The 23,541-nt window shown below is 70.5% G+C and carries 29 protein-coding genes and 2 pseudogenes; 15 read left to right on the top strand and 16 right to left on the bottom strand.

Features of this window, described 5'->3' with window-relative positions:
* The 5 genes from LN042_RS37710 to LN042_RS12845 form a co-directional block, all read right to left on the bottom strand.
* Complete coding sequence (locus LN042_RS37710) at positions 1–1,260, bottom strand: amidase domain-containing protein (RefSeq protein WP_230051298.1); 1,260 nt, start codon at positions 1,258–1,260, stop codon at positions 1–3.
* A 2-nt stretch (positions 1,261–1,262) separates the two neighbouring features.
* On the bottom strand, positions 1,263–1,586 hold the full coding sequence (locus LN042_RS12860; RefSeq protein WP_230051297.1) for a hypothetical protein: 324 nt from the start codon (positions 1,584–1,586) through the stop codon (positions 1,263–1,265).
* Positions 1,587–1,781: 195 nt separating this feature from the next.
* Positions 1,782–2,021: a hypothetical protein gene (locus LN042_RS12855; RefSeq protein ID WP_230051296.1), complete on the bottom strand. Its 240-nt coding sequence runs from the start codon at positions 2,019–2,021 to the stop codon at positions 1,782–1,784.
* Complete coding sequence (locus tag LN042_RS12850) at positions 2,009–2,275, bottom strand: hypothetical protein (RefSeq protein WP_230051295.1); 267 nt, start codon at positions 2,273–2,275, stop codon at positions 2,009–2,011. The genes LN042_RS12855 and LN042_RS12850 overlap by 13 nt, the downstream gene beginning before the upstream one ends.
* Positions 2,272–2,730, bottom strand: a complete 459-nt coding sequence (locus LN042_RS12845) for an ATP-binding protein (RefSeq protein ID WP_230051294.1) — start codon at positions 2,728–2,730, stop codon at positions 2,272–2,274. The genes LN042_RS12850 and LN042_RS12845 overlap by 4 nt, the downstream gene beginning before the upstream one ends.
* A 219-nt stretch (positions 2,731–2,949) precedes the next feature.
* On the opposite strand from LN042_RS12845, the gene LN042_RS12840 reads away from it, so the two are divergent.
* The 3 genes and pseudogenes from LN042_RS12840 to LN042_RS12830 form a co-directional block, all read left to right on the top strand.
* On the top strand, positions 2,950–3,906 hold the full coding sequence (locus LN042_RS12840) for a helix-turn-helix domain-containing protein (RefSeq protein WP_308191805.1): 957 nt from the start codon (positions 2,950–2,952) through the stop codon (positions 3,904–3,906).
* Positions 3,899–4,102 carry a DUF397 domain-containing protein gene (locus LN042_RS12835; protein WP_230051292.1) on the top strand — a complete coding sequence of 68 codons (204 nt, stop codon included), beginning with the start codon at positions 3,899–3,901 and terminating at the stop codon, positions 4,100–4,102. The genes LN042_RS12840 and LN042_RS12835 overlap by 8 nt, the downstream gene beginning before the upstream one ends.
* Positions 4,103–4,495: 393 nt before the next feature.
* Positions 4,496–4,597: pseudogene (locus LN042_RS12830) on the top strand (DNA mismatch repair protein MutT); the annotation flags it as partial.
* A 39-nt stretch (positions 4,598–4,636) separates the two neighbouring features.
* Here the strand turns inward: LN042_RS12830 and LN042_RS37705 are convergent.
* The 4 genes and pseudogenes from LN042_RS37705 to LN042_RS37245 form a co-directional block, all read right to left on the bottom strand.
* Positions 4,637–5,032: pseudogene (locus tag LN042_RS37705) on the bottom strand (DUF6879 family protein); the annotation flags it as partial.
* Positions 5,033–5,075: 43 nt separating this feature from the next.
* On the bottom strand, positions 5,076–5,285 hold the full coding sequence (locus tag LN042_RS37700; RefSeq protein WP_308191803.1) for a hypothetical protein: 210 nt from the start codon (positions 5,283–5,285) through the stop codon (positions 5,076–5,078).
* A 375-nt stretch (positions 5,286–5,660) separates the two neighbouring features.
* Positions 5,661–6,791 (bottom strand): methyltransferase domain-containing protein, encoded by a 1,131-nt coding sequence (locus tag LN042_RS12820; protein ID WP_230051291.1) that lies wholly within the window; start codon positions 6,789–6,791, stop codon positions 5,661–5,663.
* Positions 6,792–6,806: 15 nt separating this feature from the next.
* A complete protein-coding gene (locus LN042_RS37245) occupies positions 6,807–6,929 on the bottom strand; it encodes a hypothetical protein (protein WP_280706688.1) in 123 nt (40 codons plus the stop codon).
* A gap of 164 nt (positions 6,930–7,093) precedes the next feature.
* Between LN042_RS37245 and LN042_RS12815 the strand changes: the two genes are divergently transcribed.
* Together LN042_RS12815 and LN042_RS12810 are read left to right on the top strand one after the other, a co-directional pair.
* Positions 7,094–7,837, top strand: a complete 744-nt coding sequence (locus tag LN042_RS12815; RefSeq protein WP_230051290.1) for a helix-turn-helix domain-containing protein — start codon at positions 7,094–7,096, stop codon at positions 7,835–7,837.
* A gap of 4 nt (positions 7,838–7,841) precedes the next feature.
* Positions 7,842–8,312, top strand: coding sequence for an NUDIX domain-containing protein (locus tag LN042_RS12810; protein ID WP_230051289.1), 471 nt, complete (start codon positions 7,842–7,844; stop codon positions 8,310–8,312).
* A gap of 108 nt (positions 8,313–8,420) precedes the next feature.
* Here the strand turns inward: LN042_RS12810 and LN042_RS12805 are convergent, their stop codons facing one another.
* Positions 8,421–9,293 carry an SCO4651 family lipoprotein gene (locus tag LN042_RS12805; RefSeq protein ID WP_230051288.1) on the bottom strand — a complete coding sequence of 291 codons (873 nt, stop codon included), beginning with the start codon at positions 9,291–9,293 and terminating at the stop codon, positions 8,421–8,423.
* Between the two features lie 719 nt (positions 9,294–10,012).
* Between LN042_RS12805 and LN042_RS12800 the strand changes: the two genes are divergently transcribed.
* Positions 10,013–10,264, top strand: a complete 252-nt coding sequence (locus tag LN042_RS12800; RefSeq protein WP_230051287.1) for a hypothetical protein — start codon at positions 10,013–10,015, stop codon at positions 10,262–10,264.
* A 171-nt stretch (positions 10,265–10,435) separates the two neighbouring features.
* Here LN042_RS12800 and LN042_RS12795 read toward each other — a convergent pair whose 3' ends face one another.
* Positions 10,436–11,695: an alpha/beta hydrolase family protein gene (locus LN042_RS12795; RefSeq protein ID WP_230051286.1), complete on the bottom strand. Its 1,260-nt coding sequence runs from the start codon at positions 11,693–11,695 to the stop codon at positions 10,436–10,438.
* A gap of 36 nt (positions 11,696–11,731) precedes the next feature.
* Between LN042_RS12795 and LN042_RS12790 the strand changes: the two genes are divergently transcribed.
* Complete coding sequence (locus tag LN042_RS12790; protein ID WP_230051285.1) at positions 11,732–12,268, top strand: helix-turn-helix domain-containing protein; 537 nt, start codon at positions 11,732–11,734, stop codon at positions 12,266–12,268.
* Between the two features lie 334 nt (positions 12,269–12,602).
* Here LN042_RS12790 and LN042_RS12785 read toward each other — a convergent pair whose 3' ends face one another.
* Positions 12,603–12,758, bottom strand: a complete 156-nt coding sequence (locus tag LN042_RS12785) for a hypothetical protein (RefSeq protein ID WP_230051284.1) — start codon at positions 12,756–12,758, stop codon at positions 12,603–12,605.
* A gap of 145 nt (positions 12,759–12,903) precedes the next feature.
* Between LN042_RS12785 and LN042_RS12780 the strand changes: the two genes are divergently transcribed.
* Positions 12,904–14,238 (top strand): globin domain-containing protein, encoded by a 1,335-nt coding sequence (locus LN042_RS12780; protein ID WP_230051283.1) that lies wholly within the window; start codon positions 12,904–12,906, stop codon positions 14,236–14,238.
* 18 nt (positions 14,239–14,256) lie between these two features.
* Here LN042_RS12780 and LN042_RS12775 read toward each other — a convergent pair whose 3' ends face one another.
* Positions 14,257–14,808, bottom strand: coding sequence for an NUDIX domain-containing protein (locus LN042_RS12775; RefSeq protein ID WP_230051405.1), 552 nt, complete (start codon positions 14,806–14,808; stop codon positions 14,257–14,259).
* 216 nt (positions 14,809–15,024) lie between these two features.
* On the opposite strand from LN042_RS12775, the gene LN042_RS12770 reads away from it, so the two are divergent.
* Positions 15,025–15,456 (top strand): SsgA family sporulation/cell division regulator, encoded by a 432-nt coding sequence (locus LN042_RS12770; RefSeq protein WP_230051282.1) that lies wholly within the window; start codon positions 15,025–15,027, stop codon positions 15,454–15,456.
* 70 nt (positions 15,457–15,526) lie between these two features.
* Here LN042_RS12770 and LN042_RS12765 read toward each other — a convergent pair whose 3' ends face one another.
* Positions 15,527–15,907, bottom strand: a complete 381-nt coding sequence (locus LN042_RS12765) for a phage holin family protein (protein ID WP_230051281.1) — start codon at positions 15,905–15,907, stop codon at positions 15,527–15,529.
* Between the two features lie 59 nt (positions 15,908–15,966).
* Here LN042_RS12765 and LN042_RS12760 point away from each other — a divergent pair, with 59 nt between their 5' ends.
* The 5 genes from LN042_RS12760 (at position 15,967) to LN042_RS12740 (ending at position 19,378) form a co-directional block, all read left to right on the top strand.
* Entirely contained in the window at positions 15,967–16,284 is a 318-nt protein-coding gene (locus LN042_RS12760; RefSeq protein ID WP_230051280.1) for a cupin domain-containing protein, read from the top strand.
* Positions 16,285–16,308: 24 nt separating this feature from the next.
* The gene (gene tenA / locus LN042_RS12755) at positions 16,309–16,977 is read left to right on the top strand and encodes a thiaminase II (RefSeq protein WP_230051279.1); all 669 of its coding nucleotides are present in this window, start codon (positions 16,309–16,311) and stop codon (positions 16,975–16,977) included.
* A 178-nt stretch (positions 16,978–17,155) separates the two neighbouring features.
* On the top strand, positions 17,156–17,356 hold the full coding sequence (locus LN042_RS12750; protein ID WP_230051278.1) for a DUF5326 family protein: 201 nt from the start codon (positions 17,156–17,158) through the stop codon (positions 17,354–17,356).
* A 301-nt stretch (positions 17,357–17,657) separates the two neighbouring features.
* Positions 17,658–18,377 (top strand): VC0807 family protein, encoded by a 720-nt coding sequence (locus tag LN042_RS12745; RefSeq protein WP_230051277.1) that lies wholly within the window; start codon positions 17,658–17,660, stop codon positions 18,375–18,377.
* A 14-nt stretch (positions 18,378–18,391) separates the two neighbouring features.
* Positions 18,392–19,378 (top strand): glycoside hydrolase family 113 protein, encoded by a 987-nt coding sequence (locus tag LN042_RS12740; protein WP_308191802.1) that lies wholly within the window; start codon positions 18,392–18,394, stop codon positions 19,376–19,378.
* Between the two features lie 144 nt (positions 19,379–19,522).
* Here the strand turns inward: LN042_RS12740 and LN042_RS12735 are convergent, their stop codons facing one another.
* Positions 19,523–20,992, bottom strand: coding sequence for an SPFH domain-containing protein (locus LN042_RS12735; protein WP_230051276.1), 1,470 nt, complete (start codon positions 20,990–20,992; stop codon positions 19,523–19,525).
* 203 nt (positions 20,993–21,195) lie between these two features.
* Complete coding sequence (locus tag LN042_RS12730; RefSeq protein ID WP_230051275.1) at positions 21,196–21,402, bottom strand: NfeD C-terminal domain-containing protein; 207 nt, start codon at positions 21,400–21,402, stop codon at positions 21,196–21,198.
* A gap of 300 nt (positions 21,403–21,702) precedes the next feature.
* On the opposite strand from LN042_RS12730, the gene thiC reads away from it, so the two are divergent.
* Positions 21,703–23,520 (top strand): phosphomethylpyrimidine synthase ThiC, encoded by a 1,818-nt coding sequence (gene thiC / locus LN042_RS12725; RefSeq protein WP_230051274.1) that lies wholly within the window; start codon positions 21,703–21,705, stop codon positions 23,518–23,520.
* The last annotated feature ends 21 nt before the right edge of the window (positions 23,521–23,541 follow it).

Raw genomic sequence — 23,541 nt, 5'->3', positions numbered from 1 at the left:
TCAGTACCAGTCCGGATTCACCCGGACGAAGTGCAGCTTCTGGTGACCTCGTCCCTCTTGGAAGGCGTCGATGCGGCCGTTGATGCTGCCGTTCTTCATGTCGCCGCTGTGCTGCGTGTAACGGATGTCGCCGTCGGGGGTGACCGCGGTCACGACCGCGGTGTGGTGGATCGCGCCCTTGTGGTCCTGGGTGTCCTGGTCCGAGTCCTCCTCGTAGTAGACGAGGTCGCCGGGCTTCACCGCGTCGGGCGGGATCTCCTGGCCGCCGTGCGCCATCATGAAGTCGTGCATGTTCTGGGCCCCGCCCCAGGCGTGGGTGTGCTGGGGCAGGATCGCGTCCAGGCCGAACCCGGAGTCGTCCGTGCCACCGCGGAACCAGCCGCTGTCGTCCAGGGTGTTCCACCCCTTGTACTGGACACCGCCCTGGTGGAGCGCCTCGGAGGCGAAGTTGGTGCAGTTGTCGCTGTCCATGTCGCTGCTGTCGTCGTTCCAGTGGTCCAGCGCCCACTGGACGACCTTCACCCGGTCGTACTTGGCCCCCGGGCCGCCGCGCAGGTTCTGCTTGACGTCGTCGGGGATGCCGTTGAGATTGGCCAGTGCGACCGGGCTGGACAGTTCCAACTGCTGCTGCTGGTCGATGTCGAGGCCGTTCCACCAGTCGGCGACCAGCTTCGGGTCGTCACCGCTGGGGATGCCCCCGTTGTACATGTCCAGTTCGGTCTGGGACGCCTCGCCCTGGAGGGAGTCGAGGGCCTTGTTCGGACTGGTTTCACAGGTTGCCCCGGCGAGCTTGCGCAGTTCGGCCGCGGCCTTCTGATCCGCCTGGGTGGCCTCGCGCAGCGCCTCCTGCAGGAGTGCGTTGATCTCGCGCACCGCATCGGCCGCGTCGGGCGCGCTGCTGACGGCGTCGGAGCGCACCTGCCCGGCTGCCTCGTCGATGGTGAAGCCGTGTGACGAAGCCATGGCGAAGGCGTTGACCAGGGTCGTCTTGGCCCGGATGACCTCGGCGGTGAGACCGTCGAGCACCATCGCCACCCCGCGCATGATGTCGGCACCGGCCTCCAGGATGTCGGCCTGCTGCGCGAGCTTCGGGCCCGCGAGCCGGCCGACCCGGTCCTGCCAGTTCTGCTTGACCGGGTTCACGCCGTTGTCATGGATGTCGTTGACGGCTTGCCAGCACTCCTTGGCCAGCGCTGTCCAGCCGTCGGCGGCAGCCTTGAGGTTGATGCTGTTCGCCTGCTTGAGGCTCGCGATGTCCACGCTCACTGCCCCTTCGCGTTGAGGTCGGCGAGCGCCTGCTGGAAGCGTCGCGCCGCTTCCTGGTTGACCGCGTCATAGGAGTCCGCGGAGGCGTGCAGCTGATCGGCGTAGGTCTGCAGTTGCTGCGTCACCGAGACGATGTGGGCCTGCCAGCCCTGGGCGCAGTCGTTCAGCGCCGCACCGGACTCCCACCCGCTCAGGTCGCCGGCTGCGGTGAAGCTCGCGTCCAGCCAGTGCCCCGGGGCCGCGGCCGTCTGGGCAGCCGTGGTCTGGAGCGCGCCGGACGCCTGACGCAGCGTCGGTGGGTGCACCTGGATGTCGGCCATCGAATCCCCCTCGGTCGACCGTAATCGATCTTCGAGCCTACTACTCACACCGTCCCCACCTCGCCGCCAACACGCGACCGCCTTCCTCCCCGTTGGGGGAAGGCAGGAGCCTGGCCCCGGGAGCCGGAGAGCGCGAGCGGGAGACGGTCGCCAGGGGCGGCGGCGCGATGATCAAGCCGGCCTAGGTGCCGGGCCTCAGCGGCGGCTACCGACGAGGCGCCGGCCGAGCCGGGCGGCGAGGTCCTGGAGCAGGTGCTCGGCTTGCTGGCGGGTGAGGGCGAGGGCGAGCTGCTCGCCGGGGCCGACGTGGATGTCGAGGTCGACGGCGGCGCGGAGCTGGATGGCGGTGTCGGGCGCGGATTCGACGTCGAGGTGGGCGACGGTGGTCCGCTCGACGCGGGCCGGGCCGGTGCCGAGCGGGCTCAGGACTCGCACGGGCTGCCCTTCGCTTCCGCGTCGGTGGGGAGGTTGAGGAGGTTGAGGAGGTTGAGGAGCGTGCTGACCGGGGCGTTACCGAAGTTCACCAGCACCCGCCCGTTGGCCGTGCCGTTGGTCCGAGCGGATCCCCAGAGCAGGCCCGAGCTGCTGCCGCGCTCCTGGAGTCGGCGGATCAGCCGGTCGACCTGCGCTTCGGTGTAGGCGTGCGCCTCGGGGGAGTCCGACGCGATCGGCTCGCGGCGGGCGGTCACGCGGCCGAGTCCAGCTCGAACCAGACGCGCTTGCCGCCGCGCTTGTGCGGTGCGGTGCCGAACCGGTGGGTGAGCGAGCGGACCAGGTGCAGGCCCCGGCCGGACAGTTCGAAGGGGTCGGCGGCGCGGGTGCGCTGCTCGGGCAGGGCGGGGCTGTCGTCGGCGACGGAGACCCGGAGCGTGCGGAGCGCCTGGTCGGCGAGGAGCACGACGACCACGACGGGCGCGGAACTGCCGCCGTGCTTCCAGGCGTTGACGAACAGCTCGTGGAGGGCGAGTTCGGCGTCGCGGACGAGCTCGTCGGCCCACTCGGCGGCGGCCAGCAGGTCGCGCAACTCCTCCCGGGCGGCCGACCAGTCGGGCGGCTCGGGGGACTTGGCGGATCCGGTGGGCTGGGAGAGTTCGGTGGATCGGGCGAGTCCGGCGGATCCGGGCACGTCGGGGCAGGAGTTCATGGGGAACCTCCGTGAGGCTGTGGTGATGGTGCGGTGACCGGCGGAGTGCGTCGCCGTGAGCCAGGCCAGGGCGGGACTGGTTGAGGTCGCGTGTGGCTGCTCTGCGGTGCGGGGCAGCAGGCGCCTACTGCCCTGGTGAAAGGTGTTACTGACGACCCGTCGGATCGGTATGGCAACGACCCTAGCGCGCAGCCATGGAAAATTTTCCATGGATTCGAGATGTTCACCCTCACGTGTCAGCGCCCACGACCTACGTGGACCGGTGCGCAGCCCACGCGGCAGACTGGGGACACCCTGTTGTGGAAGGAAGCCATGGCCCGCACGAACCCGACACTGCGTCAGCGTCGTTTGGGCGCAGAGCTGCGAAGGATGCGGGAGCAGGCCGGCTTCGGGGGAAGTGAGCTCGGCCGTGCGGTCGGGATGAACCCGGCCCAGGTGACGCAGATGGAGTCAGGGAAGATCGGCATCAGTGTGGAGCGGCTGCGCACGATCGCTGCGACCTGCATGTGTGTCAACGAGGCTCTCATCGAGGCGCTTGCCGAGATCATCACGGAGCGAGGCAAGAGCGGTTGGTGGGAGGAGTACCGCGATGTCCTCGCGACGGACTTCCTTGAGGTCGCGGAGCTTGAGAGCAGCGCACGGACGCTGACCGGGTACACCACCTCGTTCATCCCTGGCCTGCTCCAGACCGGTGCCTACTCATCCGCGCTGTTCGCTCAGACCTACCCACCGCTGCCACACCATGAGATCGACCTCAGAACGGCCTTTCGCATGCAGCGTCAGCGCGTAGTGAGGTCGGGAGCGATGCCCTACACGGTATTCGTCCATGAAGCAGCCCTCCACATGCAGTTCGGGGGCCCAAAGGTCCTCACGGAACAGCTTGCGGCGCTCGTCATAGACTCTGAGCTTCCGAACGTATCTCTTCGAGTGGTGCCGTTCAGCGCCGGTGTCGTTCCGAGCCCCAGCGAGAACTTCACCTTCGCGGCTGGGCCGATCCCGGAGCTGGACACTGCGCAGATGGACACTGGCCACGGGAACCAATACTTCGATGCCCCAGCCCACCTTGCGAGGTTCCGTGCCCTCATCTCCCAGATGGATGCCACGGCTCTATCGGAGGAGGACGCGCGAGAGTTGATCTGGTCTGTGAAAGAAGAGATGGAGCACAAGAATGGCTAGTTCGGGATGGCAGAAGTCCAGCTACTCTGCCGCGAACGACAACTGCGTCGAAGTCCGTACCGCTGACGGCCTGGTCGAACTCCGTGAGTCCGACGAGGGCGACGTCATCGTCCGCACCACCCCGGTCAAGTTCGCCAAGTTCCTCCAGGGCGTCAAGGCCGGCGAGTTCGACCACTTCGCCGACTTCGCCAGCTGACTCGGTCGGTGACCTCTGCGCTCTCGGAGCGGGGGACATCGGTTCGAACCCGACCGGGGAGGGCACAGTGTGCGCCCCGGATGCTGCAGCTCGGGCCTGCTGGAAGCTTCGCCACCGGCCCCGGGCGACTCGTCCGGGGCCGTCTGTGCGAGCGGGCATGCGACTTCACGGAGGACTGCCCGTTCGGTCCTGTCGGCCTACGCTGGCGAGACGATGGCGTATGGAAGGCCATGGAGGACGAAAGGTCCGGATGAGCAGCAAGAACTTCACCAGCTGGACAGAAACCAAGGCCAAGGCGCGTGCGCTTCGTGAGGCTGCGGGCACCCAGCGGACACCAGCTGGTGGCGGGGTCCCCGCCGGGTGATCTCGAAATGAGTGAGGGCCTTACCCACATTCGTGGCCCCTGGCGACGTCGCAGACCTTCCGATGCACCACACGCAGCGGCTCCGACTCCGGAACTTCCTGGAGCACCAGGCGACCTCGTACCTGGGATAGCCGGCCAGTGGGTGATCCGGGTCTGCCGGCAGTCGGTGCTCACATGCCGGACGGTACCTCGGCGCTGAACGCTCGATACGGCGTGGCGAAGTGCCAAGCTGCATCCCGTACTTGGCAGGCGCGGGCCACCTGCACCGGGTCGGTGACCAGTTCCACGCCGGTCAGGTCGTCGTCGGCGTCGAAGTGCAGCAGGGCGATCACACGCGAGTCGAACAACCAGGTGTCCTCGTTCGGCAGGCTCAGACGTTCGGCGTCGGAACGCCAGAGGTACCGGATGTCCTCACCGACGGCACAGTTGCGTTCGGCGTTGTCGAGCAGGTACCGCTGCCCCGGGGTGGGCGGGTTGTCCATGATCCTCACCCGCTCGAACCGCTTGCCCGAGGCCACCTGCTCACGCCGTGAACGGCACCAGGGGTCTTCCAGGTCCCATCCGACCGGCTGCCCTGCGGTGAACCGGCGGTAGGTCTCCGTCTGTTCGTCAGAGCGGTACCCGGCGGCGGGTCTCCAGGCGGAAGGCCGTGTGCTGGAAGCTCGCGAACATGTCGGCGAACTCGTCGAAGCTGATCACGACTGACTCGCGGTCCACGTCGCGCGGCGAGAAATCAGCGAGCAGCACGCGGGGCACGATGACGAACCCCTCGCCGGGCTTGATGTCGCGGAGCTGGGCCACCTCGTCGGGGTCGGTCACCGCAACACCCTGGACCAGCACTTCCCCGGTCTCCACGTCTTCATAGAGCTTTGGGCATCCGTTGTTCCTGGAGTTGCTTCCGATGTACCGCAGTCGTCGACTCACAGCAGCTCCCCTCGCCGTCGGACAGGCGGGATCAGGATGCCCTGGGATCGCCTCCAGTGAGCGCCGATTCTCGAATATCCGCCCGAGGTGACGAAGCCCAGCTCGGCAGGGCAACGCCAGCGTCCGCACCACGCCGGTCAAGTTCGCCAAGTTTCGCCAGGGCGTCAAGGCCGGCGAGTTCGACCACTTCGCCGACTTCGCCAGCTGACCGGCCAACGGCCGCCCCGCACGCGAAGGGACCCCCGCCGGGTGGCCCGGCCGGTCTGAGGGTCAGCTGATGACGTTGTCAGGGTCGTCCAGCCAGACGTCCTGTTGCCCATCGGTGCGCACCGTCACCCCGAAACGGGTCAGCTCGGGCATGCCCTGCTCCGTCCACCACTGCCGGGCCGCCTCCACTTCGTTCCAGAGCCTGCGGGGACCGAGTTGGTAGACCGTGTCCGGTTCCGTCCAGCGGGCGTACCTGATGGAAGCCCAGGAGCCGGCACCATCGGAGAGCTGCATCCGGACCGTCCCCGCCGGGTCTTCTTCGTCCCAGGTGTGTGCGTACCGCACTCCGGGCAACCGAATACCGATGCCGAACGCCGCGTGCACGTTCTCGATGGCGAGATCAGGATTCATCCCTGACGGGCCTCGATGCTCTGGTGCGCTCTCTGGACGGGTGACCCGGTGTGGGCGCTGGGCCCGCATCCACATGAAGTTGACGTTCTCCACGAACCGTCCGTGTGACGGCTCGCCTGGCTCGCCGACCTGCAAGCGCAGCAATCCGGCGTTGGCGTACATGGTGCCCCACGGGGTGACGATGGTCCCACCGGGCCGAGTCTGGGCCACCCACGCGGCCGGTACTTTGTGCACCGCAGCAGTGGAGTGAATCGCGTCGTACGGTGCCGACTTGTCCCAGCCGGCCAGGCCGTCAGCCACGACAGTCGTCGGGAAGAGTTCCTGTGCATTCAGCGCGAGCAGGGCCTCTGCGGCTATCGCCTTGTCCACCTCGACCGTGGTCACGCTGTCTCCGCCGAGGCGTGCTGCGAGGAGCCCGGCCGTCCAGCCGGTGCCGGTGCCGATGTCCAGCACCCTGTCACCCGGGGAGACGTGGAGCTGACGCAGCATCGTGGCCACCAGGGACGGCAGTGATGCCGAAGACGTTGCCACCCCGGGTCCGTCGTCGATCCCGTCGTCCAACTGTGTGACGACAACTGAGTTGGCGTTGACCAGGCCCTCCCAACGCTCCGGGTCGGCAGTCCGGTCAAGACGGACGTGACCGTTGCGGCTGCCCGGCGCCCGGACCCACACCTTGTCGGGGATGAACGCAGAGCGCGGGGCGCGCTCGAACGCGCCCAGCCACTCCCCGCCCAGGTGACCCGATTCGCTCAGCTCGTCGAGCAACTGCGCGTATCGATCCATGAGTTGGCTACTCACTCACTTCTTGTTCGGGTCGGTCTCGGGCCCAGGGACGGGCCGGGTCCACTGACCGTCCTGCTCCTGCGGGGACGGGTTCTGGTCGCCCTGCTCTCCGCCCTGGCCATCGCCGTGCTTGCCCACTGCGAACTCCTGTCATGAGACGGTCTCGGTCACCTACTTGGTGGATACCAAGGTCCGACAGCCGCCCGGGACGATGGAACCTCATGCGAAGGACCTTCCGGGGCGTCCCTCGTGCGGTAGAACGTCCCTGGCAAATGACCGGTGTCGGTGGGGAGACAGTCACGATGCCGAACGAGAGACTGAAGAGCATTATGGTGTCGGGTGGTTGGACTTACACCTCCCTGGCAGAGAAGGCCGGCGTGGACACCAAGTCGGTGGAACGATGGGCCAACCAGAACAGGACGCCCCGGTTGGTGGCAGCCCGCCTGGCTGCCGAAGCGCTGGGAGAGGACATGTTCACACTGTGGCCGAGCCTGCGGCGGCCCCGCGCTGCACGAGCGATAAGCCCTGAGGTGGTGGCGCTGTACGAGCAGCGGGCTGACTTGCCGGTGTCCGCCTTCGTGGGCTTGTTCGGTCAGGCTACTGAGCGCATCGACGTTCTGGTCTACGCGGCGGTCTTCCTCCACGAAGCGTTCCCCCGGCTCAACGATCTCCTTCGGGAGCGTGCTGCCAAGGGTTGCACCGTGCGGATCGCACTCGGCGACGCCGAGAGCGAGAACGTCAGGCAGCGCGGGCGGGAGGAGAAGTTCGGCCACGGCATCGAGTCGCGATGCCGGCTTGCCCTCCTGCACTACGGCCCGCTGCTCGGCACGTCAGGCATTGAAGTCCGCACCCACGGAACCACCTTGTACAACAGCCTCTACCGGGCAGACGACCAGATGCTGGTGAACGCGCACGTCTGGGGGGTCAACGCCTTCGGTGCCCCTGTCTGGCACCTACGACGAACCGGAACGGGGACACTGTTCGACACCTATGCTGCGAGCTTCGACGACGTGTGGAACGCCGCCCGACCCGTTGAGGAGAGCTGACCACGTGCCCCGGACCGAGTACTACGACGATCCCGACGCACCCGAGCCGAACCGGCTGGTGGTGGCGGCGTCCGCCGTGGTGACGGACGGCGAAGGGCGCATCCTGCTCCAGCGGCGGGCCGACAACGGCCTGTACGCACTGCCCGGCGGGACGATGGACCTCGGTGAATCCCTTCCGGGCACGGCTGTTCGGGAGGTCCGCGAGGAAACCGGTCTTGAGGTCGAGATCACCGGACTGGTCGGCACGTACACCGACCCCCGGCACGTGATCGCCTACTCTGACGGCGAGGTCCGGCAGCAGTTCAACGTCTGCTTCACCGCGCGCGTCATCGGCGGGGAACTCCGGATCTCCGACGAGTCCACCGATCTCAAGTTCGTGGCCCCGGCAGACATCGCAGACCTTCCGATGCACCACACCCAGCAGTTGAGGCTGCGGCACTTCCTGGAGCACCGGGCGACCCCGTACCTGGGATAGACCGCCAATGGGCGGTGGTTCGGCTGCCCGCCCGGCGTGCTGAGGGGGACCTCAGCGTGCCGTGCGGGAAACAGCGATCACCTGTTCCGGACCGTAGCCAGGCTGTTGTCAGCTCGCGTTGCTGATGGAGCCCGGAGCGCCCTTCAGCTCGTCGCTGAGGTCCTGGGTGTCGCCGGCCGGCGGCGCGGTGACGGTGACCGGGGTGGTGCTGTAGTCGGAGTAGTCGACCGTCATGCCGAGCCGGCTGGTGGCCGTCGGCGGCGTGGACTCGTGGATGCGGACCGGGAGGCTCTGGTCGTTGACCCACAGGTCGACGTCCATCGTGGTGATGCCGAGCTTGGCGGACTGGGAGAGCAGGGACTTGATCGACGAATCCTGGGTGGCCGCGAGCTTGGTGAAGTCGACCGTGCCGGAGTAGTGCGTCGCTTGGACACCGTCCACGGTCTCCTGGCCCACGCGCTTGATGTCGGGCGAGGAGGTGAACAGCTTCAGCTGCGTCGCCGGGTCGTTGTTGGAGCTGTTGTTCATCTGGTCGGCCAACGCCTGGCCCGCGGCGCCGAGCGCGGTGAGGTCCATCTTCAGCCAGTGCTTGCCACCGAGCTTGGCGGCCGCTGCGTCGCCCATGTTCTCGTAGATGGTGGTGCCGTTCATCAGCATGTGGATCGAGCCGTCGCCGCCGAGTTGCGCGGCGAGCTGCGGCACGGTCATCGTCATGTCCATCGCCATCGGCTTCCAGGACATGGCGCCGGAGCCGGTGGTGCTGAAGTCCTGCCCCTGGGCGTTGATGTTCTCGGACAGCTTCATCCTGACCGAGGCGTAGTGCGAGGTGGCCTTGGTGCTCTTCGACATGGCATCCGCCACGGTGACCATCGGCACGGAGGTGGCGCTCGTGGTGCCGGAGGCGTTGGAAGCGTTGGAGGCGGTCTTGGGACCGCCACAAGCGGCCAGTCCGGCCGCCGCCAGGACCGTGGCAGCGGCCACGAGAGTACGAGTGTGACGCATGGATCCCCCTGTTTGCGAACCGTCCGAACGCTGACGCTACACCCGCCCCACGGTGGCGCACCGGCCGGCAGCCGCTCCGTTGCCGGAGCTGGTACCGGCCCGTTACGCACGTAGGGGCGGCGCAGTTCGCGGGTCCGGCTCGAAGGGCGGCGTCACCGTCCGACGGGCGGGATCAGGGTGCTCTGGGATCGCCCCGCAGTGAGCGCCGATTCTCGAGTGTTCTCCCGGGTCGACCAGCGGCCCGGCTCGTGCGAAGCCAATGAGGTGAGGCGCTGATACCGGATCCATCGCGTCGCCGAGGGCCACTGCGGCGGCCGGTAAATCCGAACGCCCGTCTGCCGCGCCGAGTACAGTGATTCTCGCCCGCTGGTGCGACGACAACGCGTACTTCCTGGTTCAACTCCTGGTAGGCCCACTCCATGGGCCTATTGCCCAAGCTGGTTGGGCATTCGCGTCGTCAACTTGACCTCGGCGGGCACCGATCGTCCTGCACCTCCCGGTGCGCTGCCCCTGGCTACTCCTTGCCAATGAACCGACCGGTGTCGACATTGATCCCGGGAGGCAGCAACTCCTGCCCGGCAGGGGGAAACCACGTGTTGCTCGTCTCCCAGTCGAGCTGCGGCGCGTCGGGGTAGGCATTGGGGGTTGACGGCTCCGACGGCCTCCCTCGGCGGCCGGCACGCCGTTAGGCTGCCCGCATGCTGATCGCCTGGTGGATCCTCGTCTTCGCTGCAATCTGCGGGAACCTGGGGTTCTGGCTGCGTCGCCTTGGCCGTGCCCGCCGCAGGTTCATGGCCGAGCACCCGGCCGAGTGGGCCCGGATGGGCAGCCGGGAACAGGGCAGCCCGGGCCCGGAATCCGGGCGGATACTCCTGTGGCACGCGTTCACGTTCCTCCTGCTGATCGCCGTCGGCGGGGTCGGGGCTGCCGGTATCTCCGGCAGGCTCTGACGGAACAGCCGGCCACGCACCCAGACCTTCGGCCGAGCAAGGTGCGTGTCGGATCAAGTGCTTCCAGCGGCGATCAGGCGTGTGGTCGAACGTCGCTGGCGATCAGTCTGGGCTCCTTGGTGGCACAGGACGACCGCCTGCGCTCTCCGGTCCCGGAGGACGGTCGGCGCCCTACCGCCGGGCCAGCCAGGTCGTGATCTCTTCCACCACCGCGGGCTCGACGTGCCCCGGTTGGGCGTACTCGGCCGCAGTGGCGGGGCCGCTGCCGGGGAAGAACAGGTGGTCGGCGTCCTGGTGGATCCGGATCGCCACATCGGGACGCGCTGCCAGTGCGGCCTGCCACCGCGTCAGGTCGTCGGCGACGGTCACCTGGTAGTCCCGCCCGCCCTGGAGGATCAGCATCGGGCAGGCCAGTGCGGCCGCCGTGGACACCGGGTCGTAGGCGCGCAGGTCGAGCCAGTACGCGGCGGAGAAGCCGAGCGGCAGCAGCTCGGACGGGGTGTCAGGCGTGAGGTCGGCGCTCGCCACCAGCGCGGCCTGCCGGGTCAGCGCTGCCAGCGCCTCGTTGGTGCTCGGACCGGGGGCGAGCGCCGCGAGATGGCGGGCCACCCGGACGGCCGCCTCGTGCATCGGCTCGGCGTCCGCGGCGAGCAGCACCAGCCCTGCGATCGAGGGGTCGGCGGCGGCGATCCGGGGCGCCACCTTGCCGCCCATGCTGTGGCCGACCAGGTGGATCCGGTCCGGGGCCACTTCGGGTTGCTGCCGCAGCAGTCGGACGGCGGCGAGCGCATGCGGCAGGTACTCGTCGGCCATGGTGAAGTCCGGCGGCAGGCGCTCCGGATGCACGAAGGTCGCCTTGTCGAAGCGCAGCACGGCCACCTGCCGGGAGGCGAGCCCCCAGGCGAGGTCCTTGAGCGGTTTGTTCGGGCCGCTGCTCTCGTCCCGGTCGAACGCACCGCCGCCGCTGAGCAGCACCGCGGCGGGCCACGGTCCGGGCCCTGCGGGCAGGCTCAGCGTGCCGGGCACGGCGAGCGGACCGGTGCCGAGGAGCACCTCCCGCTCGGTGAACCGCTCCGGATCCGCGTAGCCGGGCGGCTGCCACCCGGCGCCGCCGTCCGGGTCGAGACGCAGGCCGTGCAGCAGGCCGTCCCCGCCGACCGAAGTGACCACGGTGAAGCCGCCGTTCACACAGGTCACCGGGATGCGCACCCGCACCAGGTCGGCCTCGCCGGGCTCGCTCACCGGCTCCCCGAACGCAGCGATCCCGCCGCGTCCGGCGACCTCGGCGGCCCATGCGAGCCGCAGCGCCTCGACGGAGACCGCGGCGCGCAGCGGTGGCGCGAACAGCTCCACGGTCCCGGCGAAGTCCTCCGCCCGCAGCAGCGCGGCGAACTCCCGCGTCACCAACTCCCTTGGCGCGTCCATTCTCATGCTTGAGAAAGGTAGCAGCTGTGAGAACATTTGGCCATGGACTCACTGGAGCTGCTCGCCCACCCCATCCGGCTGCGGATCGTGCATGCGATGGGCGGAGGGCGGCTGCTGACCACCGCTGAGCTCTGCGCACGGATCCCGGAAGCCTCCAAGGCCACCGTCTACCGGCACATCGATCTGCTCGTGGCCGGCGGGATCATGGAGGTGGCCGAGGAGCGGCGGGTGCGGGGCGCGGTGGAGCGGCACTACCGCCTGCGCCAGGACCGGGCGCTGATCGGCCCCGAGGCGGTCCGCTCGGCCACCACCGAGGACCATCGGCGTGCCTTCGCGACCGCGATGACCGCCCTGCTGGCCGAGTTCAACGCCTACCTCGACCGCCCGCAGGCCGACCCGGTGGCCGACCAGGTGGGTTACCGGCAGCACGCGCTCTGGCTGAGTCCGGTGGAGCTGGACGAACTGATCGGCGAAATGCGTGCGGCCATCGCGCCCAGGCTGGCCAACCGGCCGAGCCCGGAGCGGGCGCAGTACCTGCTGAGCCCGATCCACTTCCCGCTGGATACGCCGCCCCGGTAGGCGGGGCAGCCGGCGACCGGGGCCGACCAGGACATGGTCGGGCGAGCGGCCGGACCGCTCTTCGCGACCGGATCCGCCCGTCGCCGATGGCGTGCGGGGGTCCGTGGTCCTCACCGCTCGGACCGGCTTGCCCGGGCCGCCTGCTCATGTCGCGACCGACCAGTGCGCCACCTGGAACCAGCGCGGCCCGGCGCGCGAAGGGGCGACTTTAGCGCGCCGTGCGGCCGTCCGTCCGGTGTTTGAGCGATTTGTCGGATCAGCTTTCCGGCCGGTGCCACGCTACCCACGGCGTTGCTGGGACGACCGGAGGCGAAACGATTCTCTTGAGTACGCGTCAGGTGGCAGGGAAGTCGCTCGCCGCGCTGCTGGTCCGCTCCGCCCGGGGCTCGGCGGCGGCCACGGCGGTGCCTGGCATGGCGGTGCCGGGCATGGCGGGGGCGGACGGCGGGGTGCCGGGTGCCGGGGTGCCGAGGCTGGTCGTGCCGCCCAAACCCGTTGACCCGCCACGGGTGCCGGCGCCACCGGCGGAAACGATTCAGCCGGAGCCGGTCCCCGCGAGCGCGCCACTCGGGTCGGTCCCTGTGAGCCCGCCACTCGAGCCGGTCCCCGCGACCCGGCAGCCCGAGCCGGTCCCTGTGAGCCCGCCACTCGAGCCGGTCCCCGCGACCCGGCAGCCCGAGCCCACCCCCGAGCGCCCCGCCATCGAGCCGCTGTTCAGCTGGGCGCCCGGCCTCAACTGGGCGGGGCCCGGCGACCATTGGGCCCAGGCTTGGGAGGCCGAGCAGCACCCCGTCCCCGCCCCGTCCCCGCCGGCCGCGCCCGTCCCGGGCAGCGCCGTCGACCTGCCGCCCACCCCGCGCGACCTGGAGCTGATCGCCGCCACCCTGGCCGCGGTCGAACCGGTCGCCGACCGCGCGACCGCGCACTTCTACGCGCTGCTCTTCCTGCACTACCCGCAGCTGCGCTCGCTCTTCCCGGCCGCCATGGACCTGCAGCGCGACCGGCTGTTCCGCGCCCTGCTCCAGGCGGCCGGCGGCGTCGGCGACCCGGTCGGCCTGGCCGCCCAGCTGGGCGCCCTGGGCCGCGGCCACCGCAAGTACGGCACCCTGGCCGCGCACTACGGCCCGGTCGGCGAGTGCCTGCTGGCGGCGCTGGCCAGGTACGCGGGCGGTCACTGGGATGCCGAGGCGGAGCTGGCCTGGCGCCGGGCCTACCGGATGGTCTCCCAGATCATGATCGACGCCGCCGAGCAGGCGGCCCGCACCGCACCGCCCTGGTGGCAGGGCGAGGTGGTCTCGCACCAGGTGCGCGGCCGGGACGTCGTCGTGCTCACCGTCCGCCCCGACCAGCCCTACCCCTACCGGGCCGGCCAGTACGCCACCCTGGAGACCCCCTGGTGGCCCCGGGTCTGGCGGAGCTACTCGTTCGCCACCGCCCCCCGCCCCGACGGCCTGCTGACCTTCCACGTCCGGGCGGTGCAGGCCGGCTGGGTGAGCAACGCCCTGCTGCGCCGGGCCCGCCCGGGCGACGTGCTGCGGCTCGGCCCGCCCGCCGGGCGGATGGTGCTGGACCACGCCGATCCGGCCCCGCTGCTCTGCGTGGGCGGTGGCACCGGGATCGCGCCGGTCTCCGCGCTGGTCGAGGAGGTCGCCGAGCACGGCGCCGCCGGCCGCACCGTCGAGGTGCTCTACGGCGCCCGCCGTGCCGACGACCTCTACCAGCTCGAAGCACTGCGCCAACTGGAGCGCAGGCACCCGTGGTTGACCGTCCGCCCGGTGCTCTCCGAGCCGGGCGGACGGGCGGGGGAGCCGGCCGGGCTGCTCAGCGACGTGGCCGCGCAGCTCGGCCCGTGGGACGGCCACCGCGCCTTCCTGGCCGGCCCGGCGGCGATGGTGCGCCGGGCGGCGGCGGCGCTGGCCCGCTCGGGGGTGCGCCCGGAACTGATCCGGCACGACCTGCCCGAGGAGTAGGGGCGGCCGTGCGGCGGCTCACAGGTCGGGCGCCAGCAGGGCCAGGACGCCCTCGATGTTGGCGGCGAGGTAGGCGCGCAGCGAGGGCGGGACCAGGTTGACCGCGGTGACGCCCTCGCGGGTGAACGGCAGCCGGACGATCTCGTACTCGCCGTGCGGCTCGTCGACCTCCGGGCCGTGCCGCCGGGCCGGGTCCATGCCGACCAGCCGGCAGGCGAAGAAGTGCTGCACCTTGACCCCGTGCGGGTGCGCCAGGGTGCCGTCCTCGTGGTGGGAGTGGGCGACGGTGTCGACGAAGGCCGGCACCACGTCGGCCACCTTGCCGCCGAGCTCCTCGTCCACCTCGCGGTGCAGCGCCTCGGTGACGGTGCGGTCCCCGGGCTCCACGCCGCCGCCGGGGGTGATCCAGTACGGATCGCAACCGGGCCTGGTGCGCTTGATCACGATCAGCGCGGCGGGACCGTGCCGCGGGTCGCCGGCGGGCAGGTCGAGGAGGATCGCGCGGGCGGTGCGTTTGACCACCGGCCGCGGCGTCGGCGTCGGCCCGGTGACCGTGGCCGTCCCCGGCATCCCCGGCGTGGTCCCTGGAGCCACCGACCTCACCTCCGCGAGCGTTGTGCGGGAGCATCCCGCAGCTCACGGCGGACGAAACCCGAACGGGCGGACGAAATGGAGCGATGGCTTCCGGTGCGGCGCCGGACCGGGCACATGGAAGGTCCGGGACCACCACGGGCACGTCGGAGGGAAACCGTGGTTCACGCGACCGTCGAAGAGAGGTACTGGCGCATGCAGAGCACGGTCCGGGGACAGGTCGTGATGAGCCTGGTGGTGTCCGACCGGCTGTCCTTCCGCCTGGTGGCCGACCTGGAGTACGCCGCGGCCGACCCCTACGCCGTCCGGCTCACCTTCCACCTGCCCGGGGACGCCCCGGTGAGCTGGGTGTTCGGCAGGGAGCTGTTGGTCGACGGGCTGCACGGGCCCAGCGGTGAGGGGGACGTGCGGGTGCGGCCGGTGGCGGGCACCGGCCGGGTGCCGGAGATCGCCATCCTGCTGCGGGCGCCGGAGGGCGACGCGCTGCTGCGCTGTGCGGCGCCACCGGTGAGCGGCTTCCTGGACCGGGCCGGCCGCCTGGTGCCGATCGGCGAGGAGCCGACGGCGGCCTCGCTGGACGCGGCGCTGGCCGCGATCCTCAGCCGTGGCCTGGAGAGCCAGGGCTGATCCGCCCGCGCTGGGGCCCGCCTCCGAACGGTTCGGTGGGGAGGCGGGCCCCACTGTGGGCGGAGCAGCGTCAGTCCCGCTCGTCGCCCAGCGCCAGGTGCAGCCCCCAGGCGACCACGCTGATGATCAGCGAGCCGAACAGCGCCGGCAGGAAGCCGTTCACATGGAAGTTCAGCTTCAGCTGGTCGGAGGCGGCCGAGGTCAGCCAGAGCATCAGCGCGTTGATCACGAAGGTGAACAGGCCGAGGGTCAGGATGAACAGCGGGAACGAGAAGAACTTCACCAGCGGCTTGATCAACCAGTTCACCACCCCGAAGATCAGCGCGACGGCGATCACCGTCAGCGCCTGCTTGCCCCAGGTGCCGCCGGACAGGGTTATCCCCTTGACGACCCAGGCGGCCACCCAGATGGCGGCGGCGTTGACCAGTGTCTTCAGAACGAAGTGCTTCATGCTCCCGCATGGTGACAGGCTCGGGCGGTCGACGGAAGCACCTGGCAGGGAGCGGGGCGATGAAGGTTTTCCGACTGGATCAGCTGGACGCGGAGCGGGCCGCCGAACAGGGCGCCTACCTGCGCTTCCTCAAGGAGCGCACGATGTCGGTGGGCCTGTACGCGCTGGCGCCGGGAGAGGCGGACCCGCAGAGCGCCCACCAGCAGGACGAGCTCTACCAGGTGGTCAGCGGGCGGGCCTACCTCACCGTGGGCGACGAGACCGCGACGGTCGGTCGGGGCAGCGTGGTCTTCGTCCCGGCCGGGGTGCCGCACCGGTTCCACCACGTCACCGAGGAGCTGCGGGTGCTGGTGGTCTTCTCACCGCCGGAGCCGTGAGGCGGCTCACCTAGGCTTCGGGGCATGACCCAGACCCTGACCGAGCAGCTGTGGGCCGCCGTCGAGCCGGTCTACGCCGAGATCCTCGACCACCCGTTCCTGGCCGGCCTGACCGACGGCACGCTGCCCCGCCCGGCCTTCCGCCACTTCGTGGTGCAGGACTCCCACTACCTGCGGGACTACGCCAGGGCGCTGGCGGTCTGCGCGGCCAAGGCACCGGGCGAGGCCGAGGTGCGGGCCTTCGCCGACGACGCGATCGGCGCGCTCGCCGCCGAGCAGGGCATGCACGCCGAGTTCCTCACCGCCTTCGGCGAGAGCGCCGAGCAGGCCGCCGCCGAGCCGGTGCTGCCCACCACCCGGGCCTACACCAGCTACCTGTTGGCCACCGTCTACGGCGGCTCGTTCGCCGAGGCGGTGGCCGCCGTACTGCCCTGCTACTGGGTCTACGCCCGGGTCGGCGAGCACCTGCTGGTCCGCTCCTCCCCCGACCCGCTCTACGCCCGCTGGATCGCCACCTACGGCGACGAGGCGTTCCAGTCCGTGGTGCGCAGGGTGCTGGCGCTCACCGACCGGCTCGGCGAGCAGCTCTCGGAAGCGGAGCGGGGGCGGGTGTTCGAGCACTTCACCACCACCACCCGCTACGAGTGGATGTTCTGGGACGCGGCCTGGCGGGGCGAGCGGTGGCCGGTGTGACCGAACCGGCCCGCAGGTAGGGGCTGACCCGAGGAGTGCCCCTCAGGGCTTTATCCGGGTTTCCTCGGGGACGGAATCGCTCGTCACCGCTGCTCGGCCCTCCTACGATCGAACTATCGAAAAGCGGACAGGGTGCGGCACCGCAGAGCCGACCCGAACGGGAGAAGAGGTAACCGACATGGCTGGGATCTGGAAGTCGCTGCCGGGGTTCGTGCGCAACATCGTGGTGCCGATCATCCTGCTGGTGATCGCTTTCAACATCATCGGTGCGGTGTTCGGCCTGATCGGTGCACTGGTGGGATTCGTGATCAAGGCCCTGGTGGTGGTCGGCATCGCGGCCGCGGTGGTGATCCTGGTGAAGAAGGCCGCCCGGAGCTGACCCTTCCCGCACCCTCCGCTCAAGCGCCCGTCCCCGGTTGGGGGCGGGCGCTCGGCGTTCGCGGCGGGCCGCGGCCGTGACGTGCCGCGGCTGTGACCGGTCACGGTCGGGACGAGCCGAGGCTGTGACGGGCCGGGGCTGTGACCGGTCACGGCTGTGACGGGCCGGGGCTGTGACGTGTCGTCGGCCCGGGCCGTGACAGTTGTCACGAGGAGCCCGGCACGAATGACACTGACGCCCGGTCAGGTCCTGCTGCCACTCTTGATCACGTCAAGGGACGCACGGGGGAAGGACCACTCAGATGAGCACCGCAGAACTGCCGGCCGGCTCCACCAAGACCCGCAATCCGCTGGTCGACGCGCTGCTGCCGCTGGCCGTCGACGTCGCGCTGCCGCTGGGCACCTACTACGCGGCGCGGGCGTTCGGCGTCGGGCTGGTTCCGGCACTGATCGTCTCCAGCGTGGTCCCGGCCGTGCGCACCGTCTACGGCCTGGTGCGCTCGCACCGGGCCGGGGCCGGGAGCAGGACCGGTGGAGGCCTGGCACCGCTGATCCTGGCGGTGAACGTGGTGGGCCTGGTGAGCACCTTCATCACCGGCGACCCCCGATTGATGATCGCCAAGGACGGGCTGGTCAGCAGCGCGATCGGGATCGGCATCCTGGTCTCGGTGGTGCGCGGCCGGCCGGTGATGAGCGCGGGCCTGCGGCCCTTCCTGACCAAGGGCGAAGCCGCGCGGGAAGCCGCCTGGGAGGCCTTGCGGACCGGTTCCGGGCAGGTCGGCACCGCCGGCTCGGCCGCGTTCCGCCGCAGCGAGCTGGCCTACTCGGTGGTCTGGGGCGTGGCCCTGGTGCTGGAGTGCGTGATCCGGGTGGTCGGCGCCTACACCCTGCCGCTGGCCACCATGGTCTGGCTGCCCACCGTGCTGCTGATCGGAGCGATCGTGGTGGCGATCGTGATCAGCGGCCCGTTCACCGAGCGCATGAAGAAGCTGGTGGACCAGCAGGTCGAGAACGGGGAGTGAGCACGGTGACCGGCATGACGATGCGGGGCCGCGGAATCAACTACGACACCGGGTTCGCCCCGATGGGAGACCTCTCCAGGCCCCGGTTCGAGCCCGCCGAGGTCCGTGCGGAGCTGCGGGTGATCGCCGAGGAGCTGCACTGCACGGCGGTGCGGATCTCCGGAGGCGTGCCGGAGCGGATCGAGCTCGCGGCCGAGGCCGCCGCCGCACACGGTCTGGAGGTCTGGTTCGCGCCGTTCCCGTGCGACCTGACCCCTGAGCAGCTGATCCCCTTCTTCCGGGACTGCGCGGGACGGGCCGAGCGGATCCGCCGCTCGGGCGCCGAGGTGGTGCTCGTCCTGGGGTGCGAACTCAGCCTCTTCGCCGAGGGGTTCATCCCCGGCGACGGCTTCGCCGGCCGGCTGGCCGCGCTGACCGCACCCGACCGGACGCCGCTGGCCGGCACCGGGGAGCGGATGAACGCCTTCTTCGCCGAACTGCTGCCGAAGGTGCGGGCGGAGTTCGGCGGCCGGATCAGCTACGCCTCGGGCGTCTGGGAGCAGCCGGACTGGTCGGGGTTCGACCTCGTCGGGGTGGACGCCTACCGGGACGCGCACAACGCCGACCACTTCCACCACCTGCTGGAGCGCGCCTTCGCGCACGGCAAGCCGGTGGCGGTCACCGAGTTCGGCTGCTGCGCCTATCAGGGCGCGGGTGCCCGGGGCGGGATGGGCTGGGCGGTCGCGGACTTCGAGGCCGAGCCGCCGCGCATCACGGAGCCCCTGGTCCGGGACGAGCAGGAGCAGGTGCGGTACCTGCGGGAGCTGCTCGCGGACTTCGAGGCAGCGGGGGTCGACTCGGCGTTCTGGTTCACCTTCGCGGCCTTCGGGGCTCCGCACCGGCCCGAGGACCCGGCCCACGACATGGACCTCGGCAGCTACGGGGTGGTGGCGATGCTGCCCGGGGGCGGCTGGCGGCCGAAGGCCGTCTTCGGCGCGCTGGCCGAGGCCTACCGGCGCTGACTGCGGGTCGGGGCCTACCGGCGCTGACTGCGGGTCGGGGCCGGTTCCCCGGACCACCAGAAGCCGAACGCGGCCGCGCTCGGTCCCTCCGGGGGGAGGGACCGGTCGCGGCCGCGTTCTCCTCGTGCCTCACGGCCGGTCAGTTCACTGGGCGTCCTGCAGCGGGATCGACTGCGACGCGGGCTTGGCCGGCTTGGCCTCCTTGGCCTCCTCGCCGGCGCCCGGGTTCATCGCACCGAGCAGCTGCCGGGCCAGCCCGAGGCCGGTGCCGCCCATGGTGAGCGCCTTGGCGAACATCTCGCCCATGCCCTCGGCGCCGTTGAGCAGCACCATGTGCTCCACGTTGCCGAACGCGTCGGCCCCGGCCCGGACGATCTCCGGCCAGTTCTCGGCGAGCTGCTGGGCGACCACGGCCTCCTGGTTCTCCGCCAGTGCGGCGGCCCGGGCCTTGATCGCCTCGGCCTCGGCCAGACCGAGGGCCCGGGCCGCCTCGGCGGCGGCCAGGCCCTTGGCCTCGGCGGCGGCGGCCTCGGCCTGACCGGTCGCCCGGGTGGCCTCGGCGCTGGCCAGACCACGGGCCTTGGTGGCCTCGGCCTCGGCCTGCGCGGCGATCTTGACCCGGTTGGCCTCGGCGCCGGCCTTCAGCTCGGTCTCCTTGGCCTGCGCCTGGGCGGACGAGATCCGGGCGTCGCGCTCGGCCTCGGCGTGGGTGCGGACCTCGTAGGCGCGGGCGTCGGCCGGCTTGCGGACCTCGGCCTGCAGCTGCTGCTCCTTGCGCAGACCCTCCAGCTCGGCGACCTTGGTCTCCTGGACCACGACCTCCTGCCGGGCGGCGGCCTCGGCGAGCGGGCCGGCCTGCAGCGCGCGGGCCGCGGCGGTGTCCATCTCGGCCTGGTAACCGGCCTGTTGGATGCCGGAGTTGCGGGTCGCCTCGGCCTTGCGGGCGAACGCCTCCTGCTCGGCCTCGGTGGCCACCCGGTCGGCTTCGGCGGCCGCGATGCGGGCGTCCCGCTGCACGGCGGCGGCGTGCGGCGCGGCCAGGTTCTTGATGTAGCCGGTCGGGTCCAGGATCTCCTGGATCTGCAGCGAGTCGATGATCAGGCCGAGCTTCTCCATCTCGGAGCCGGAGGCCGCCCGGGTCTCACCGGTGAGCCGCTCGCGGTCGCGGATCATTTCCTCGACCGTCAACCCGCCGACGATGGAGCGCAGATGACCGGCGAACACGTTGTGCACCCGCTGGCCCATGTACTTCTGCTGGTCCAGGAAGCGCCGGGCGGCATTGGCGATGGACACCGTGTCGTCGCCGACCTTGAATATCACCACGCCCTTGACCTGCACCGGGATGCCCTGCCTGGTCACGCACTCGACGTCCAGCTCGGCCTCGTTGAGGTCCAGCGACAGCTTGCGCACGGTCTGGATGCCCGGAGTCACCAAGGTCCCGCGGCCCGTGACGATCCGGAACCCGAGTCCTTCTCCGACACCCTCGGTGCGGTGCTTGGACCCGGAGATGATCAGTGCCTCGTTCGGCTCGGCGACTCGCCAGCAGAGCTTGAAGAGCACGATCAGAAGAATGACGGCGGCGACGGCCGCCCCCGCGATGATGCCGATCAACATCGGCTGCTTCCCCCTTCAGGGCGCACCGCTCCGTGGCTGCTCTCGGTTGTGCAGGATTGCGCGGAACGCGGTGGCGAGTGCAGATTCTGCGCTCGATCCATTCCGTTGGGAACACCGGGTCGGCGTGTCGCCGATGTTGTCACCCAGAGGTGACAAAGTGCGGACACTCCGCCCGCGCACCGCGCCCGCCGACCGGCGCCGCGTCAGCCCACCGTCGGCGCCACGAAGACGGTCCGCGGCGGCTGGTACTCGACCACCACCACCGGGGTGCCGACCGGCAGCGGATCGCCCGGCACCGCCAGGTGCGCGAGGAAGGCCTCGGTGCCCACCCGCTCCGGCACGTGCACCATCACCTCGCCGACCAGCCCCTGGCCGACCTTGCCCGTGACTCGTCCGGTGTACCCGATCACCGTTGCGCACCCCCTGTCGCCGCACCTCCGCCGTCCCTCGGCGAACCCCAAGTCTGCCCCCGCGCACTGACGGCTGCCCAGGGTCGCGCACGCCTCGCCGGGCCGGACCCCCCTCTGGACGCTCCGCCGCGGCGCCGGTTACCGTGTGGAGGTCTTCAGGCAGGCACTTCCGCCTGCCGAACGGGAGCTCGGAGCACCGGGCTGAGAGGGCGCTGAACGGTCCGTCGACGGACGGGCCGACCGCTGCGCCGACCGCAGGAACCTGACCGGGTAATGCCGGCGTAGGGAGTAGAAGGTCTGATGACCAGTTTGGATGACGCACGCCCGGCCACCGCCGAGGACCGGACCGCGGTCAGCAGCGCCGCCACCGGGTATCCCACCCCGGCCTGGCGCAAGGCCTACCGCCAGGGGTCCCGCCCCGACCTGCGGGTGCCCTACCGCGAGGTCCACCTCACCAACGGCGCCACCGTGCCGCTCTACGACACCTCCGGGCCGTACACCGACCCCGACCACCAGCCCGACGTGCGCCGCGGCCTGCCCGCACTGCGCGACTCCTGGATCCGCCAGCGCGGCGACGTCGAGGAGTACGACGGGCGCGAGCGGCGCCCCGAGGACGACGGGATCAAGCACACCTCACCGCGCGGCGGCGACCTGCGCAACCTCGACGCGGTCTTCCCGGGCCGCCCGCGCCGCCCGCTGCGCGCCCGCGACGGGGTGGCGGTGACCCAACTCGGCTACGCCAAGCGCGGGATCATCACCCCCGAGATGGAGTTCGTGGCGCTGCGCGAGGGCCTGGAGCCGGAGTTCGTCCGCGACGCGGTGGCCCGCGGCCGCGCCGTGATCCCGGTGAACGTCAACCACCCCGAGGTGGAGCCGGCCATCATCGGCACCGACTTCCTGGTGAAGATCAACGCCAACATCGGCAACTCGGCGGTCACTTCGTCCATCGAGGAGGAGGTGGAGAAGATGACCTGGGCCACCCGCTGGGGCGCCGACACCGTCATGGACCTCTCCACCGGCCGCAACATCCACACCACCCGCGAGTGGATCCTGCGCAACTCCCCGGTGCCGATCGGCACCGTGCCGCTCTACCAGGCGCTGGAGAAGGTGGACGGCCGGGCCGAGCAACTGAGTTGGGAGGTGTACCGGGACACCGTCATCGAGCAGTGCGAACAGGGCGTCGACTACATGACGGTGCACGCCGGCGTGCTGCTGCGCTACGTCCCGCTGACCGCCCGCCGCAAGACCGGCATCGTCTCGCGCGGCGGCTCCATCATGGCCGCCTGGTGCCTGGCGCACCATCAGGAGAACTTCCTCTACACCAACTTCGAGGAACTCTGCGACATCCTGCGCGCCTACGACGTCACCTTCTCGCTGGGCGACGGGCTGCGCCCGGGCTCGACGGCGGACGCCAACGACGAGGCGCAGTTCGCCGAGCTGCAGACCCTCGGCGAGCTCGGCCGGATCGCCCGCGGGCGCGACGTCCAGGTGATGATCGAGGGCCCCGGCCACGTCGCGATGAACAAGATCAAGGAGAACATGGATCTCCAGAAGGAGATCTGCGACGAGGCGCCCTTCTACACCCTGGGCCCCCTGACCACCGATGTGGCGCCCGGCTACGACCACATCACCTCGGGCATCGGCGCGGCGATGATCGCCTGGTGGGGCACCGCGATGCTCTGCTACGTCACGCCCAAGGAGCACCTGGGCCTGCCCAACCGGGACGACGTCAAGACCGGTGTGATCACCTACAAGATCGCCGCCCACGCCGCCGACCTCGCCAAGGGCCACCCCGGCGCCTCCGCCTGGGACGACGCCCTCTCCGACGCCCGCTTCGAGTTCCGCTGGGAGGACCAGTTCAACCTGGCCCTCGACCCGGAGACCGCGCGCGCCTTCCACGACGAGACGCTGCCCGCCGAGCCGGCGAAGACGGCGCACTTCTGCTCGATGTGCGGCCCGAAGTTCTGCTCGATGAAGATTAGTAAAAGCATCAATGAGAAGTTCGGCAACGGCCAGGCCTCGCCGGAGTACGACGAGACGGCCGTCGAGGGCATGAAGGCCATGTCCGAGGAGTTCAAGGCCCAGGGCAACCGGGTCTACCTGCCGCTGGCGGACTGACCTCGTCCATCAGTCGGCGGG

This window comes from Kitasatospora humi, assembly GCF_020907985.1.
GTDB lineage: Bacteria > Actinomycetota > Actinomycetes > Streptomycetales > Streptomycetaceae > Kitasatospora > Kitasatospora humi.
The sequence above is the reverse complement of the archived record's forward strand: the minus strand, read 5'-3'. Positions and strand labels throughout refer to the sequence as shown.

What these genes read in the sequence shown, in the direction of transcription:
- LN042_RS12860 (WP_230051297.1), bottom strand. Translation starts at nt 1,586, where the DNA reads ATGGCCGACATCCAGGTGCACCCACCGACGCTGCGTCAGGCGTCCGGC.
- LN042_RS12845 (WP_230051294.1), bottom strand. Translation starts at nt 2,730, where the DNA reads ATGAACTCCTGCCCCGACGTGCCCGGATCCGCCGGACTCGCCCGATCC.
- LN042_RS12840 (WP_308191805.1), top strand. Translation starts at nt 2,950, where the DNA reads ATGTTCACCCTCACGTGTCAGCGCCCACGACCTACGTGGACCGGTGCG.
- LN042_RS12835 (WP_230051292.1), top strand. Translation starts at nt 3,899, where the DNA reads ATGGCTAGTTCGGGATGGCAGAAGTCCAGCTACTCTGCCGCGAACGAC.
- LN042_RS12820 (WP_230051291.1), bottom strand. Translation starts at nt 6,791, where the DNA reads ATGGATCGATACGCGCAGTTGCTCGACGAGCTGAGCGAATCGGGTCAC.
- LN042_RS12815 (WP_230051290.1), top strand. Translation starts at nt 7,094, where the DNA reads ATGCCGAACGAGAGACTGAAGAGCATTATGGTGTCGGGTGGTTGGACT.
- LN042_RS12800 (WP_230051287.1), top strand. Translation starts at nt 10,013, where the DNA reads ATGCTGATCGCCTGGTGGATCCTCGTCTTCGCTGCAATCTGCGGGAAC.
- LN042_RS12795 (WP_230051286.1), bottom strand. Translation starts at nt 11,695, where the DNA reads ATGAGAATGGACGCGCCAAGGGAGTTGGTGACGCGGGAGTTCGCCGCG.
- LN042_RS12790 (WP_230051285.1), top strand. Translation starts at nt 11,732, where the DNA reads ATGGACTCACTGGAGCTGCTCGCCCACCCCATCCGGCTGCGGATCGTG.
- LN042_RS12775 (WP_230051405.1), bottom strand. Translation starts at nt 14,808, where the DNA reads ATGCCGGGGACGGCCACGGTCACCGGGCCGACGCCGACGCCGCGGCCG.
- LN042_RS12770 (WP_230051282.1), top strand. Translation starts at nt 15,025, where the DNA reads ATGCAGAGCACGGTCCGGGGACAGGTCGTGATGAGCCTGGTGGTGTCC.
- LN042_RS12765 (WP_230051281.1), bottom strand. Translation starts at nt 15,907, where the DNA reads ATGAAGCACTTCGTTCTGAAGACACTGGTCAACGCCGCCGCCATCTGG.
- LN042_RS12760 (WP_230051280.1), top strand. Translation starts at nt 15,967, where the DNA reads ATGAAGGTTTTCCGACTGGATCAGCTGGACGCGGAGCGGGCCGCCGAA.
- tenA (WP_230051279.1), top strand. Translation starts at nt 16,309, where the DNA reads ATGACCCAGACCCTGACCGAGCAGCTGTGGGCCGCCGTCGAGCCGGTC.
- LN042_RS12750 (WP_230051278.1), top strand. Translation starts at nt 17,156, where the DNA reads ATGGCTGGGATCTGGAAGTCGCTGCCGGGGTTCGTGCGCAACATCGTG.
- LN042_RS12745 (WP_230051277.1), top strand. Translation starts at nt 17,658, where the DNA reads ATGAGCACCGCAGAACTGCCGGCCGGCTCCACCAAGACCCGCAATCCG.
- LN042_RS12740 (WP_308191802.1), top strand. Translation starts at nt 18,392, where the DNA reads ATGACGATGCGGGGCCGCGGAATCAACTACGACACCGGGTTCGCCCCG.
- LN042_RS12735 (WP_230051276.1), bottom strand. Translation starts at nt 20,992, where the DNA reads ATGTTGATCGGCATCATCGCGGGGGCGGCCGTCGCCGCCGTCATTCTT.
- thiC (WP_230051274.1), top strand. Translation starts at nt 21,703, where the DNA reads ATGACCAGTTTGGATGACGCACGCCCGGCCACCGCCGAGGACCGGACC.